12 protein-coding genes and 4 pseudogenes are annotated in these 13,807 nt (G+C 56.5%); 7 read left to right on the top strand and 9 right to left on the bottom strand.

The window, feature by feature from the left end; all coding sequences use genetic code 11:
- Positions 1–103 precede the first annotated feature (103 nt).
- Positions 104–1,006, bottom strand: a complete 903-nt coding sequence (locus tag N5D53_RS04200; protein ID WP_081273212.1) for a LysR family transcriptional regulator — start codon at positions 1,004–1,006, stop codon at positions 104–106.
- A 130-nt stretch (positions 1,007–1,136) separates the two neighbouring features.
- Between N5D53_RS04200 and N5D53_RS04195 the strand changes: the two genes are divergently transcribed.
- From N5D53_RS04195 to N5D53_RS04185, 3 genes and pseudogenes are all read left to right on the top strand, one after another.
- Complete coding sequence (locus tag N5D53_RS04195) at positions 1,137–1,883, top strand: SDR family oxidoreductase (protein WP_064491899.1); 747 nt, start codon at positions 1,137–1,139, stop codon at positions 1,881–1,883.
- 103 nt (positions 1,884–1,986) lie between these two features.
- Complete coding sequence (locus tag N5D53_RS04190) at positions 1,987–2,670, top strand: glutathione S-transferase family protein (protein WP_012051843.1); 684 nt, start codon at positions 1,987–1,989, stop codon at positions 2,668–2,670.
- 76 nt (positions 2,671–2,746) lie between these two features.
- Positions 2,747–3,496, top strand: a pseudogene (locus N5D53_RS04185) (YkgJ family cysteine cluster protein).
- A 220-nt stretch (positions 3,497–3,716) separates the two neighbouring features.
- Here the strand turns inward: N5D53_RS04185 and N5D53_RS04180 are convergent.
- The 3 genes and pseudogenes from N5D53_RS04180 to N5D53_RS04170 form a co-directional block, all read right to left on the bottom strand.
- Positions 3,717–3,887 (bottom strand): annotated as a pseudogene (locus N5D53_RS04180) (IS5/IS1182 family transposase); the annotation flags it as partial.
- Positions 3,888–3,971: 84 nt separating this feature from the next.
- Positions 3,972–4,352: an AraC family transcriptional regulator gene (locus N5D53_RS04175; RefSeq protein WP_198747829.1), complete on the bottom strand. Its 381-nt coding sequence runs from the start codon at positions 4,350–4,352 to the stop codon at positions 3,972–3,974.
- A gap of 164 nt (positions 4,353–4,516) precedes the next feature.
- Positions 4,517–5,203: a hydrolase gene (locus N5D53_RS04170; protein WP_198747828.1), complete on the bottom strand. Its 687-nt coding sequence runs from the start codon at positions 5,201–5,203 to the stop codon at positions 4,517–4,519.
- Between the two features lie 207 nt (positions 5,204–5,410).
- Between N5D53_RS04170 and N5D53_RS04165 the strand changes: the two genes are divergently transcribed.
- The gene (locus N5D53_RS04165; protein WP_198747827.1) at positions 5,411–5,872 is read left to right on the top strand and encodes a RidA family protein; all 462 of its coding nucleotides are present in this window, start codon (positions 5,411–5,413) and stop codon (positions 5,870–5,872) included.
- A gap of 19 nt (positions 5,873–5,891) precedes the next feature.
- On the opposite strand, the gene N5D53_RS04160 is transcribed toward N5D53_RS04165, so the two are convergent.
- A complete protein-coding gene (locus N5D53_RS04160) occupies positions 5,892–6,878 on the bottom strand; it encodes a LysR family transcriptional regulator (RefSeq protein WP_198747826.1) in 987 nt (328 codons plus the stop codon).
- A 290-nt stretch (positions 6,879–7,168) separates the two neighbouring features.
- Here N5D53_RS04160 and N5D53_RS04155 point away from each other — a divergent pair, with 290 nt between their 5' ends.
- Complete coding sequence (locus N5D53_RS04155; RefSeq protein ID WP_064491896.1) at positions 7,169–7,441, top strand: PepSY domain-containing protein; 273 nt, start codon at positions 7,169–7,171, stop codon at positions 7,439–7,441.
- 170 nt (positions 7,442–7,611) lie between these two features.
- Here the strand turns inward: N5D53_RS04155 and N5D53_RS04150 are convergent, their stop codons facing one another.
- The 3 genes and pseudogenes from N5D53_RS04150 to N5D53_RS04140 all read right to left on the bottom strand — a co-directional run.
- A complete protein-coding gene (locus N5D53_RS04150) occupies positions 7,612–7,938 on the bottom strand; it encodes a KGG domain-containing protein (RefSeq protein ID WP_081273210.1) in 327 nt (108 codons plus the stop codon).
- Between the two features lie 730 nt (positions 7,939–8,668).
- Entirely contained in the window at positions 8,669–9,463 is a 795-nt protein-coding gene (locus tag N5D53_RS04145) for an OBAP family protein (RefSeq protein WP_198747825.1), read from the bottom strand.
- A gap of 431 nt (positions 9,464–9,894) precedes the next feature.
- Positions 9,895–10,005, bottom strand: a pseudogene (locus N5D53_RS04140) (transposase domain-containing protein); the annotation flags it as partial.
- 270 nt (positions 10,006–10,275) lie between these two features.
- Between N5D53_RS04140 and N5D53_RS04135 the strand changes: the two are divergent.
- Positions 10,276–11,484: pseudogene (locus N5D53_RS04135) on the top strand (MFS transporter).
- Between the two features lie 156 nt (positions 11,485–11,640).
- The gene (locus tag N5D53_RS04130) at positions 11,641–12,246 is read left to right on the top strand and encodes a TetR family transcriptional regulator (protein ID WP_010954776.1); all 606 of its coding nucleotides are present in this window, start codon (positions 11,641–11,643) and stop codon (positions 12,244–12,246) included.
- Between the two features lie 101 nt (positions 12,247–12,347).
- Here N5D53_RS04130 and N5D53_RS04125 read toward each other — a convergent pair whose 3' ends face one another.
- Positions 12,348–13,709, bottom strand: coding sequence for a chloride channel protein (locus N5D53_RS04125; RefSeq protein WP_232968710.1), 1,362 nt, complete (start codon positions 13,707–13,709; stop codon positions 12,348–12,350).
- Positions 13,710–13,807: the final 98 nt, after the last annotated feature.

Here is a 13,807-nt window from a genome sequence, read left to right as displayed (position 1 = left end):
GGCTTGGTGTATAAAGCTCCCAAGCCTATAGCTCAAGTCACCACTTAGGACTAACAGCCGGTAGCGAGTTCGGTCAGAGGTAGCAGGCTCGGAGACACATTAGCTAGGGTGAGGCATGGCGTTCGTCAATCACGGAGCTGTTGGCGAATGCTTCCGCTATAAACTCCATGAATACCAGCGCTCTTTTAGGCATTAGCCGATCCGCAATGTAAACAAACTGGATAGGTACGGGAGGCGGATAAAACTCCTGAAGTATCAGTTTAAGATTTCCATTGCTCAAGCCCGCCTCGTATAGCCATTCGGGCCCTTGTGCTATCCCCACACCCGCATTGACCAACTCTCGGGTAGCTTCTGGAGAGTTTACTCTGAGCTTTCCGGTGACAGGTATGTCCACATTACGAAAACGCCATGTGGCCCCGGTGCTTAACAATGTATAAATTATACAGTCATGATTTTCGAGATCTTCTGGCGTCGAAGGGGTGCCACGCTTGGCCAAATAATCTGAACTAGCGACGCATACGCGCTTGAATGAACCTAATTGTTTAGTTCTAAGTGTCTTGTCATCGAAGTGACCGATCCGCAGTGCTAGGTCAGCACCCTCATCTACAAGGTTTACGAAGCGATCATTAATCTGCAGGTCTAGGGTCATTTCCGGATAAAGGCTTAGAAATCTGGGTATTTCAGGAACGATAAAGGTATGTGCCAGAGCAGTAGGGCAGGCCACCCTCAGCAACCCAGAAGGCGTAACGTCGTTCTTCAGTGCTGATTCCGATTCAGCTACTGCATCGAGAATTCGGCGTGCATCCGCGTAGTACCGCTCTCCTTCAGACGTGAGTGACAGCTTCCTGGTAGACCTGTGAAGCAATCGAGTTTTCAGATGATCTTCCAAGGCGGCTACATAGCGGCTTACGTTCGGTTGGCCAAGGCCTAAATCTCGACCTGCCGACGAGAAGCTACCCGTTTCCACAGTGCGTACAAAGCATGTCATCAGTAGCAGACGATCCACGTTCCATTCTCCGATTTATGCCTGGAGGGCATGAATGCTATTCAATTTCGCCATCTTATCAATTATTCGGCATAGGTACATAGTACACCTAACCGGGGCATGAAGGCCCCGCACACCAGGAGAATTTCCAATGGCAAGATTGCAAGGCAAACGCGCACTGATCACCGGTGGCACCAGCGGAATTGGTCTCGAAGCCGCTAAACATTTTCTGAATGAGGGGGCCAGAGTTGTCGTTACAGGCGTGAACCCAGATTCAATCGCTAAAGCTAAGAATCAGCTAGGGAGCGAGGTACTTGTGCTCCAGGCGGACTCCGCTGACGTGGAAGCCCAGAAAATACTCGCTCTCGACATCCGTGATCATTTTGGACAGCTTGATATCGCTTTCCTCAATGCTGGTGTTTCTGTATGGATGCCTATGGAAGCGTGGACTGAAGAGATGTTTGATCGGTCTTTTGACATCAATGTCAAAGGGCCTTACTTCCTGATCCAGGCACTCCTGCCGGTGTTCGCAAATCCGGCTTCCGTAGTATTGAATACTTCTGTGAGTGTTCATGTGGGTGATGCCAACTCTTCGGTTTACGCGGCGACCAAAGCAGCGCTGCTGAATATGTCGAAAACACTTTCAACAGAGCTGCTTGATCGCGGTGTTCGTCTGAATGCTGTGAGTCCTGGCCCTGTGGATACACCACTTTATGACAAGCTCGGTATTCCAGTTGAGTACAGGGAGCAGGTAAACGCTGAAATCGTTTCTTCCATTCCCGCAGGTCGTTTCGGCACACCAGAAGAGATCGCCAAAGCGGTAGTGTACCTAGCATCTGATGAGTCCAAATGGACGATTGGGTCTGAAATCATCGTGGACGGCGGACGTCGACTGTAAAAGTCCCTTACTTATCACTTCAGCGCGTGGGCGGGGCGGTGTAGGGCTTAGTAGGCCTAGATGTACTCGCTGTCTCGCCCTCCTTTCAATATAGGCCTAAGAAATGCCCAATAACCTCAAGCTCGTGAGCCATGGATTGTGTCCGTTTGTCCAGCGTGTCGCCATTGCGTTGCTCGAGAAAAATATTGCCTTCGAGCGTGAAACCATCGATTTGGCTAACAAGCCAGAATGGTTCCTCGCAATCTCGCCGTCCGGCAAGGTACCGCTATTGATCGTAGGTGAGGAGGAGGAAAGTCAAACTGTTTTATTTGAAAGCTTTCCGATATGTGAATTTATTGAAGACGAGTATCGCCAGGTACCATTACACCCGACTGTGCCTTTGAAGCGAGCTAAACATCGAGCATGGATGGAGTTTTCCACAGCCGCAATGGGGGATGCTTGGGGAATGATCAACTCTCCCGATAAAGAGGGTTTCGTTCATAAGGCATTCGAACTTCGTGGAAAACTAATGAAGCTTGATTCTGCCTTGGTCGCTGGGCCGTACTTTGAAGGGGCTGAATTCAGTATGGTCGATGTTGTTATGGCACCGATTTTCAGGTTTTTTGAAGTGCTTAACTCCCCAGCCCAGAATGTCGTGCTGGATGGGCTCCCTCGAGTTGAAGCCTGGAAGCAATCGCTAATGACTCGACCAAGCGTGCGTCAGGCTGTATCAGCGGACTATTCCGAAAATTTAAGAAAATTCTTGATTGATAAAAGTACTTACGTGGTCAGTGATTGCCCCGTTTAGGTCATTTTCTTGAAAGGCGTTGCCTTGTCAGGTCAATTTTGCAAATGGTGCGCCGAGAGCATTTTCGAGTTCTTCTATGGAAAACAACTCTTTCCGATTTGCCTGCAACGGATGTGGGGTCTGCTGTAAAGGACGGCTGATTCCACTTACGCTGTATGAAACGAGGCAGTGGCTAAACAGAGGGCATGAGGTAGCAATTCTGCTTGAGGCATTTGACGAGCTTCATTGGAGTTCAAGTCCGGAGGAGTTTGCTCATGCCAAAGGCCGAGCCGTGGAGGTCACCAGTGGTCATGCCTCAATCTATGTCATTGCAGTATTCGCGGGCAATGCCCTAAATGGCTGTCAGAACCTGGGTGATAACAACCTTTGCGGCATCTATGACGAGCGTCCGTTGGTATGTCGAATCTATCCTGCGGAAATAAATCCGTTCATCCCACTGAATCCTGCGAGCAAAATCTGTCCGCCTGAGGTATGGGATGAAGGTGAAGTATTATTTACTGACCGTATCATTGACCCCGTTCTGGCGAAACAGATTGAGTGATCTCGAAAAGCAGATAGAGACGATGCTCGGGCTAAAATCGCTGTCTGTGAAATCTTAGGGCTAAATGTTGCTGCGTGGAAAGGCAATGCATTTACTGTGTACCTGCTTGATCGAGAACAGCTACTCGATGCTTTTGTTTTTTACGACGCACTCATGAGAGCTAGCCAAATTCGAACGGATTGGAAAGTCCGGGTCGACATTCCAGTTCTGCGGCAGAGACTTAAACAGGCTGGTGTGGCATTGGATGGCCAAGAGGGAGGTGACTATATATTTCATCCGCTTTAGTGCTTTGGGGGCGTCAACGTCATTGTAATATCAGAATGATTTCCATGTTCTAGAACTAGGGGCTAATGATTTTGGATTCGTTGGTCATTCGAATGCTAATTTGAGGGAACTCAGAACAAGTTGCCCATCAGCCGGAAATGGACGGCTTGGGGATGCCGAGAAGCCCGATTTTCAGCCGCTGATTATTGGAAAACCAAGGCGCAAACTTAATTTTTTGCCCTCACGGACGCACCTCTCCCGCAGCAGGCAATAATTGCCGGCGCACCATCCACAGATTAGACAGCGCAAATAGCGTGGTCAGTTGCGCCATGTTCTTGGCCAAGCCACGAAAGCGAGTCTTCACATAACCGAGCTGGCGTTTGATCACCCGGGACGGGTGCTCCACTTTCGCACCCTTTGTCTCGCAGGTACGCGTTGATGGTTTCCAGAATACCCGCCGCCAACGGGTGCTTCTGGGATAGCACACCTGACTCTGCTAAATGGGCTGTTGCTGCCAAGCCTGCGGCGTCATCCCAACGGATCTCATAAACGTCCGACAGAAGTGCGGCTGGTCGTAGAAGACGCATTCCAGAGCGATCTCGGCGAGCATCATCGTCGACGCCTGCAGCAAGTCCTTACTCTTCCTGAGCCGCTGCTCCCGCAACCACTGCTGCGCAGAGATCTGTGTGGATTCCTTGAACATTCGCGAAAAATGGCTGCGCGACTGCCCGCATGCTGCAGCAAGCGCGGTGACCGATATGCCGGTATCCAGATGATCCAACATCATCTGCTTGGCCGTTGTGACCTGCCAGGGTTTGAGCCGCCCAGTCGACTGAATCCCGACGGTGGCTATAACGATGCCTTTAGTACTGTGCATGGGATCAATTCATCCTGAAAAATCTGTAGATGGCTTGATCCGGGCAGCACGATTCGCTGAAGCCTCGTCTGGCGCTTCAGAACACTCCGTAACGATTGGTAGCCCGGATCAGCTCATCCAGCCCCGCTTGTTGATCAGGAACCAACTTTGGGGCTGATCAGGCATCAGACCGATGCGGGCACGGGGGCCAGGGTTGGGCCGTGCTGAACGCGCTCTGGCGCTTTGTGCACCATGGTGTAGGCGTAGTCGACGCCCATGCCGTAGGCACCCGAATGCTCTTTGACCAGTTCCATGACCGCATCGTAGGTGTCGCGGTTTTTCCAGTCGCGCTGCCACTCCAGTAGCACCTGCTGCCAGGTAACTGGTACCACGCCCGCCTGGATCATGCGCTGCATGGCGTAGTCGTGAGCCTCCTTGGTCGTGCCCCCGGAAGCGTCGGCAACCATATAGATCTCATAGCCTGCATCGTGCATGGCGGACAGCGCGAAGGTGGTGTTGCAGACCTCAGTCCACAGGCCCGAAACGATGATCTTGTTTCGACCATTCTTCTTCAGCGCGTCACGTACCTTCTGGTCGTCCCAGGAGTTCATGGACGTGCGCTCGAGCAGCGGAGCGTCAGGGAAGACCGCGAGCAGCTCGGGGTAGGTATGCCCGGAGAAGCTCTCGGTTTCGACTGTGGTGAAGATGGTGGGAACATTAAAGATCTTGGCTGCTTTGGCCAGGCCCACGGTGTTGTTCTTCAGCGTCTGCCGGTCAATGCTCTGCACGCCAAAAGCCATTTGCGGTTGCTGATCGATGAAGATCAGTTGGCTGTTGAGCGGGGTCAGGACTTCAGTGTGTGGCTTGCTCATTGTTCTTCCCTTTTGCTGAACGGTGGCGAGAGTTTTTCGGCGGGATGTCGCCGAGTGCCAGCACAAGATAGCGAAACACTCAGCGAAATAGTGGCGCACATTTGCGCTCTTGTGGGCGCATTAATGCACCATGGATGACGTTCAATCCGGTGCTAGGATCTCGGCCAGTCGGATCACGTCGATCCATTTTTCGCCAAGGAGAATCCAATGGCTGCTTCACGACCATTCAACGACGACACCGCCTACTGGGGCGTTTCATGGGAAGAGGGCTACGGCTATCCGCAAGCGCGGCGAGTTGGCAACGAGATCTTCATCTCGGGGCAGTTCAACCATGACGAAGAGGGCAACCTGGTAGCGCCGGCGCCACTGGATGCTGACGGTCGTCCGAGCGATTTCTCGTCAATGGGCGAACAGATGCGGGTTTCCTACAACAACATCGCCAAGCTGTTGGCCTTGTATGGCGCTACGATGCAGGATGTCGTTGAGGAGACGCTGTATGTGTTGGACATGGACGCAGCCTTTGCCGTAGTCGGCAAGGTGCGCAAGGCGGCCTATGGCACCGAGCGACCGCAGGCGGCCAGTAATATCATCGGTGTATCGCGGCTTGCACAGCGCCCCCAGCTGATCGAGATCGTGTGTCGTGCTGTGATTGGCGCCCAAGTCAAATAAACGGCGCCTCCGATTTCAACTAGGAAGCAGGGATGGCCTGCTGACCTTCGACCAGAGGTTTAAGGTCCACCACGGCAGCCGCGCAGAACGTCATGAATGCTTTTACCCGCCAGGACTTTCTTATGTCCTGGTGGGTGAGCAGCCATAACTCATCCTGAAGCTCCTGCACCACTGGGCCGGCTCGAACCAAACCTGGGGTGATGTCGCCCAGCATGCAGGGGAGGAAACCAAAACCGAGGCCCGCCGCAATAGCGGCACTTGCTGCCGCCACGGAATCAGTGCGGTAAGCAATATGCTCCGAGGGCACTCGACGTTCGACGTAGCTCGTTGCCTTCAAACCGCACAGGCCTCCCGAGTAGGATACCCATGCCTGACCCTCAGCGAAGGGATCGGTAATCGCCGCCTGCTTGACGCTGCCATATGCCGCCCACGCGATGTTGGCGAGCTTGCGGCCCACGAGGGTGTCCGTCGGTTTTTTGGTCGCGCGCACCGCAATATCCGACTCGTCCCTCGCCAAACTCAACGTCTGGTTGCCGACCAACACCTCGATGGTAATCCCCTCATTGAGGGCTTTGAAGTCCGCGATGATCGGCGTGAGAAAGTACAGCAGCAGCGAGTCGCTGGTAGTGATTCGCAGCTTTCCCAGGGGGCCTTGGCCGGCGCGGGACACCCTGCGGGTGACACTGACGATGTCCAGCTCAACGCGCTCGGCCAGTGCACGCAGCTCGACGCCTTCGGCGGTCAGCAGATACCCCGCCTTGCGATGATCGAAAAGCGCGACCCCAAGCGTCTTCTCAACTTGCGCGACCCGGCGCGAGACGGTGGACACATTGATGCCGAGCTTCTTGGCTGTGGCGGAGCGGTTGCTACAGTCACTTAGCGTTTTAATGATCCGCAAGTCGTCCCAGGAAAGTTGGCTGACAGCTTCGCCGACATCCCACTTCGGGCCGTTGGCATTCGCAGGGATGGACTGGGCACTTCCAGGTGACGGCTTCACGACAATCATTCCAGGTGGGGAGGGCTGATGATACGAGAAGGAGCTTGGCCAACCAAGGTGGGGTTAGAAGGCGTGCCTGGTTAATGGGCAGAAGAATGCCGGCTGCTAGGCGGGCAAGCACTTTCACGCGGGGATAGCTCGAGTCACTCGATCCAACGATTTATGAAGCCTCACCCGACTGCTTGTCTGCCGGAGCTCCATGAAGAGACCTCAGTTTCGGTGTCGACCTGCACTCAAACTGAACGGCGAGATCAGCGTAAGGGTCGGAACGATAACTGTCACGAAAAAGGATGTTAACGATGAAAGCGATGACTCGACTGTTCACAGGCTTCGCCATGGTCGCCGCAATGGCAAGCACTGCAGCATGGGCGGATCAGCCTGGAGCAGATTGGAAAGTAACCAAGGATCAGGCCGAAGCTACCTTAAAGGGCGCCGGCTACACGCAGATTACCAAGATCGAGGCCGATGATGGTCATTGGGAGGGCGAAGGTATGAAAGCTGACGGCAAGCAGTACGAGTTCCAGGTCGATCCGCACGACGGCAAGATCACCAAGGACGAGCTGGATAACTAATCAGGGCGGGTGTTGCTCTCTGATCGGCCCGCGCTTTGTGCGCGGGCTTTTTTTCGCCTATCAATTGGGAAAACTGTACTGTTCCCTTAGCCGGTCATTCCGTCATTCCTTGAATGGTGGCTTCGAAGATATTGGGGAAGCCAGGGTTATCCCTCTCCCTGGCCATTTGCTCAGCGGTTGTCTTCCGTCATTCCGCTGTCTTCGTCCTGAATCGCTTGCGACTCATCTTCCATACTTTCCTCCCGGTCAGATTTAATGCCGGTGGAATGGCCTCCTTGGCCACCCCGTTGGGTTGCACCACCGGCACGCTGAGGATCATCTTCCTGAAGGTTACTGCCGCTGCCATGCCCAGTTTGCTGATTCTCAGGTCTCCCTCCGGACATTTGATCACCTTTCTGGCCGGCTTCAGACGCCCGTTGTGCATCATTGGCAAAACTGCCAGGGTTGTTTTGAGCGGTGCCGCCTTGCTGACCAGCCTTGTCTTGATCGTTAGCCATGATCTCGCACCTCGTGTGTTCACACAGAGAGCCTGTGTTTTCTTCGGATGCCGGGAGAGTGTGGGATGCTCCCCTTACTTTCGTGCTAGCTGACCGGGGGCGCGAAAGATCGTAAAACGCAACGTATCGTGTGATAAAGATCGTTGCGATGGTATAGGTAGGTGTGGCGATCTGAGCGCGGCTAATTTACTTCCAACAGGGGCAGACGCTGCCGGATGTCGGCGATGAGCCGTCTGCCTTCTGCCTGCATCAGATCGCCATAATTGGCAATTGCGCCACACCTTCGGCACGTGAGGATGGCCTTTTTGTTCAACTTTATTGGTGTCACAAGGTCTTGCCCACCGCATTTGAGACATCTCAGCGTGCCGCTCACAGCTTTCCTCTCCATGGATGTTGATGAGTACCCTTCCGTTGCCGTGCTGTTCGTGAAACACGGTGCGGTAAATGGAGTGGCGCGGTGTGCTGAGCGTTCACTTTGACATGAGGCTAGCTTGCCCAGCCCGCTGCTGGATGATGGCAACTACTGACAAGGGCAGTCGGGAATCCAAGTTGTGGGATGCGCCGGGATAATTTGGATAAGGCAAGCGGAGCGCGCCGGCCCAAGGATGGGCCAGCGCGTGAGGATGTAAGCCCGAAAGGGCTGTAGCCTGGCTTTGCCAGGGTGCGGTTTACGATAGCCGTCCCAAGAGGGGTACGTCAGGGGCATAACTACATGCAACTGTCCCACGTGCTATTGGCTGGAACGGCTGTTCGCTTTCTCAGATGTCGACGTGGCGGGCCGATGCAGATGAGCACCTGTTGGATCGGTGATCTGAATAACGTTGCCGTGTTGCCAAGCATCCGCCTTGGGATCAGCCGCAGGGATTTGAATGTTAGCCCGCTGAGCTTTGATTTTTGCCGCATCTACCCTCAGACGGCGATTGCGCTGCTCGACCATCGCCGGGTCAGCCTGGCCATCCATTGTGAACCCCATCATCAACTGCGGAACGCCCACAGGAAGAGCTTTATCCTGGTCGGTGTGCCACGTGTGCCATGTCTTCCCGTAGGTATGGGCAAGCCGCTCCATCAGCGCATGTTCAGCAGTCGCGGGGATGCCTGGTGCAACCAACTGACCGGACGAGACTTCATAGCCGTGGCTGTGCCACATCGCCTTCTCGTTGGCCGGCAGACCAGCAAACAGCTTTTCGTCGATGATGTACTCGACACCCATGATCTTCGCTTCCCTGGTATTACCGTCGAAGATGACGCACTGGATGACATCCTCATTCAGGATGGAGCAGTAGTGATGCGCTTCCATCTGCACATCAGGATGTCCGTTGTAAAAGTGGAAGCCATCCAGATAGGCGTTGATGGCCTCAATGGGCGGCTTCGCCTGCAAGGTCGCGGCGCCGGCTTCCAGCAACTGAGTCTTTGCGGATTCGGGCCTGCCAGGCGTCTCCACAGGCGACTTCGTCTCAGGAGCAGAGCAAGCCCAAAGAAGACTACAGGCCAGGGGAAGGGCTACGAATTTGATGAGTTGTGGCATGAGAGTGGCTCTAGCTAGTGTCCTCAAGGGACAGCCTGGGCCTGTTGAACGGACAACTCAGAAGACAAACGGCCGAATTCTAGGCAAAAGAAAGCCCGCTGCTAGGCGGGCTAATGGGAGCTTCTATCACACGGGGGGATAGGACGAGTGTTGCCTAGGTGTCGTGAAAATGGGGTGAAAGAAAAGTCCCTCCAATGTCATGCAGGGTTCTCCAACGCTGGGCCAGCCTATGCGCGTGATCTGCGACGGAGATATGCGACGGTTCACGTCATTGAATCTTGTGGTCAAATGGCAAGCGGAGCGCGCCGGCCCAATGGGACAAAGGCGTGAGGAAAGCCCTGATTATTCAGGGCTTTTTGCGATTCTTAACCGATGCACGTTCCCCTCCTGCCGCAAGGTCAGGGCTTGGTTTACCGTGGCTTCCCCGACTTTCACTTCCACGGCAATAGCGATTCGTAATCCTCAATCTTCGCGGCATGCGGCAAGTCCTCCAGTACGTGGCGAAGCCATGCATAGGGTTCTTGGCCGTTGGCTTTGGTGGTTCAAGCAAGCTCTACAATTGTGCGCTGACTGCAGCGACGTTCGTGGCGACTGGCCTGCGGGCCTCATCGCTCACACCTTCAACTCTCGCTCAACGGCGAACGAGTGTTCGCCACACGCAAGGCGTCACGGGGCAGGGCGGCTGAATAAGGACGTTCCCCGTCGAGTATTTACATTCAATTCGTATGATAATAAGGTTTTAATCATACGAGCTGTATGTATTTTACCTTGAGCGTGACTGCCCAAGGGCCTTTCGATAAGGAGAGTCGAGCGTGTTCAGTACCTACCGCGAGTTGTTCCAGGCCAGAGGCGCCAAGGGCTTCGCCTTGGCCGGCCTGCTGGCCCGGCTGCCGTTGCCGATGACCGGTATCGGGATCATCACCATGTTGTCTCAAATCACCGGCAGTTACGGCCTGGCCGGTGCGGTGGCGGCCACCTTCGTGCTGACTTATGCACTGATGTCGCCGCAGATCTCGCGCCTGGTCGACCGCCATGGCCAGGGCCGCTTATTGCCGGCCGCCGCCGGGCTCAGTGTGCTGGGCATCCTTCTGCTGTTGGCTTGCAGCTATTGGCGGCTGGCGGACTGGACCCTATTCGTCGGGGCCGCGCTCGCCGGCTTCATGCCCAGCATGTCGGCGATGGTGCGCGCGCGCTGAACCGCGATTTACCGCGGCAAGGCGCAACTGAAGACAGCCTACTCGCTGGAAACCGTTCTTGACGAAATCACCTTCATTGCTGGCCCGCCGATTTCGGTGGGGCTGAGCGTGGCGGTACTTCCGCAGGCCGGTACATTGGCTGCTGCCGTGTTCCTGGCCGTCGGCGTGTTCGCCTTGGCGGTGCAGGTCGGCACCGAGCCGCCAGTAGAGGCCGATGCCGCCGCCGGGCAAGACAGCATGTCGGCGTTCAGGCTGGCCGACGTACGCCTGCTGACCTTGCTGATGGTCGCTATGGGCTTGATCGTCGGTACGGTCGACATCGTCAGCGTGGCATTCGCCGAGCAGATGGACATGCCGGCTGCGGCCAGCGTGGTGCTGTCTTGTTATGCCATCGGCTCCTGTGTCGCGGGGCTGGTGTTCGGTGTCCTGAAACTCGATACCCCGCTACACAAGCTGCTACTGCTGGGTGGGTTGGCGACGGCGGCGACAACCTTGCCGCTGCTGGTGGTGGGAAACATCATCGGGCTGACCATTGCCGTGCTGGTTGCGGGCCTGTTCTTCGCCCCGACCATGATCGTGGCGATGTCGCTGGTAGAGCGCATCGTTCCCGAAAGCAAGCTGACTGAAGGGATGACCTGGTTGCTCGCCGGTCTCAACGTTGGAGTTGCCGGCGGTGCCGCAGCGTCTGGGCAGGTGGTCGATATGTGGGGTGCCCAGGCCGGATTCAACGTTGCCTTGGCCGGTGGGGCCGCAGTGTTGTTGGTCGCGCTTTGGGGCTACCAGCGCATGCGCGCCGGAGCCCGACAGGCGTCGTATTCGCTTTGATCGGCTTCAGGGCTGGCCGGCAGGCTTGGTGGCTCGGTCACCGCGCGACGATACGACAGGCTTGTCAGTGCGCCTCGCGCCCAAGACAATGCGTGCAAGCGGTATGAATACTCGTATACGCCTACCCCATGCCGCCAGAACACAAGGAATAGCTGGATGGTTCGCCGCACCCGCGCCGCAATGCAAGAAACCCGAGCCCTGTTACTGGCCACCGCCCGCCAGATGTTCAGCGAGCAGGGGTTTGCGCACGCCTCGATGGATGATCTGACCGCTCGGGCGGGATTGACACGGGGGGCGTTGTACCACCACTTTGGCGACAAGAAGGGGTTGCTGGCAGCCGTCGTTGAGCAGCTCGACGCTGAAATGGACGAGCGCCTGCGTGCTATTACCGAGACCGCCGATAACGCTTTGGACGGCTTCCGCCAACGCTGCCACGCCTACCTGGAGATGGCGCTGGAGCCCGAGATCCAGCGTATCGTGCTGCGCGACGCCAGAGCGGTGTTGGGAGGCGGCTCGCCTGAGGCCCAGCGGTATTGCATAGAGTCGCTGCGCCAGTTGATCGACAACCTGGTACTAGAGGGCGTTTTCGTCAACGCGCACGCTCAAGCGCTGGCTGCGTTGATCTACGGCAGCTTGGCTGAAGCGGCTGTGTGGATCGCGGAGGCCGAAGACGGCAATGCACGCTTGGCGCAGGCTGGCAAGGCGTTCGACCTGCTGTTGCTCGGGGTGCTAAAGCGGCCAACAGACTCTACGGACGCGTGAATGCGCGCGACAGTTCCACCCTGTTGGGAGCCCCGTCCCCCTCAGGGCAGTTCCGCTACCTGACTACCCGTTAACGTCTGGCAGGGCAGGCTTGGTGCTGCTCAAGGTTTTTCGGTAGCGCTCGTTTGGCGAGCGGCGGGTTCTGTGGAGGAAGACGCGGCAGCATGAAGCTTGTCAGTAATCTGCTTGGCCAAGGCATGGTAAAGCGAGACCGGAGACACCCATCCAGAGATCGCCGCCGCCATCAGTGTGGCTGCCAACATGGGAATGGCCAGGTCCGGGCTGTGTGTCAGTTCAAGCACGATGACCGAGGCGGTCAGTGGCGAGCGTGTCACACCGGCCAGGTATGCGCCCATGCCGAGTAGTGCGCCTGCCTGAGGGTCAACATCGGGCAGCAAGCTCAACAGCGGCGCAAAGGCGGCGCCGATGCTCAGCGAAGGCGAAAAGAGCCCGCCTGGAATCCCGGAAAGATAGGACGCGACGTTGGCCAGAAACTTCCACAGGAGAAAGCTTGTGTCCGTGATCGGCTGCCCCTCCAGCAACGCACGCGTTTCTTCATACCCGGTGCCGAATACATGATTGCCAGAGACGAGCCCCAAGGTGGCCAGCAGCAACCCACAGGTGGCAGCAAAGCGCACTGGATAGCGTCCGCGTAACGTACAGACCTGGCCGAGTATGCCCTTGTCGGTGGGCAGCACAAGCTTGGCGTAAAAACCACCCAGCAGCCCGCCCAGCACTGCACAGGCAGGAACGACGCTCCAGCCCCAGCCCACCGGCATCCGACCGCTGATCTCGCCAAAGTAGGCGTAATGCCCCATCAGCCCCAGCGTCACGACCCCGCCGATCAGCACCGCAGTGAGCACCAAGCCACTGAAACGTTGCTCGAACGTGCGGCTCAACTCCTCAATGGCAAAGACTACCCCCGCTAACGGTGTATTGAAGGCTGCGGCAATACCCGCGGCGCCTCCGGCGAGCACCAGGCCAGCGATGGTGCGCCGGCCGTGCAGGCCTAAGCGTCGGCCAAAGGAATAGAGCACTGCGGCGCCGATATGGACGGTCGGGCCTTCCCGGCCAACCGAACCGCCGACCAGCAGGGCGCCCAACGTCAGACTCATGCGTGCTGCCGCCACGGGGAGCGAGAGTAATCGAGCGCGCAGCCGGCGAGAGGGCATTTCCAGGGCGGCGATGACTTGGGGAATGCCGCTACCCTTGGCATTTTCAAACCATCGTTGCGTCAGATAAGCCAGGGCCGCGAAACCCAGCGGAGTGATGAGAAGAGGTGACCAGGGTGCCCATTCCAGCAAGCGCTTGAACGAAGCGAACGCCGCGTCGGCTAGCCAGGCGAATGCCAGCGCAACGAGCCCCACCAGCAATGCCCCGATCCAGAACGCCAGTCGCTGACGCCATTCTCGCCAGCGTGAACGGCGGGGGAGTGAAGGAGCAGGTCGGGTAGGGTCGGACATTGTCCACACATGGCTGACTTGGAAAACCGAGAGTATGGCGTGTTTTCCCGCACAGGCCTACCCGACACAGGTTGTAGCCGCGCCGGGAGTGGCGATCC

The organism is Pseudomonas sp. GD03862, from assembly GCF_029840855.1.
GTDB lineage: Bacteria > Pseudomonadota > Gammaproteobacteria > Pseudomonadales > Pseudomonadaceae > Aquipseudomonas > Aquipseudomonas alloputida.
Note: the sequence above shows the minus strand (reverse complement) of the source record. Positions and strands in the feature narration are given on the sequence as shown.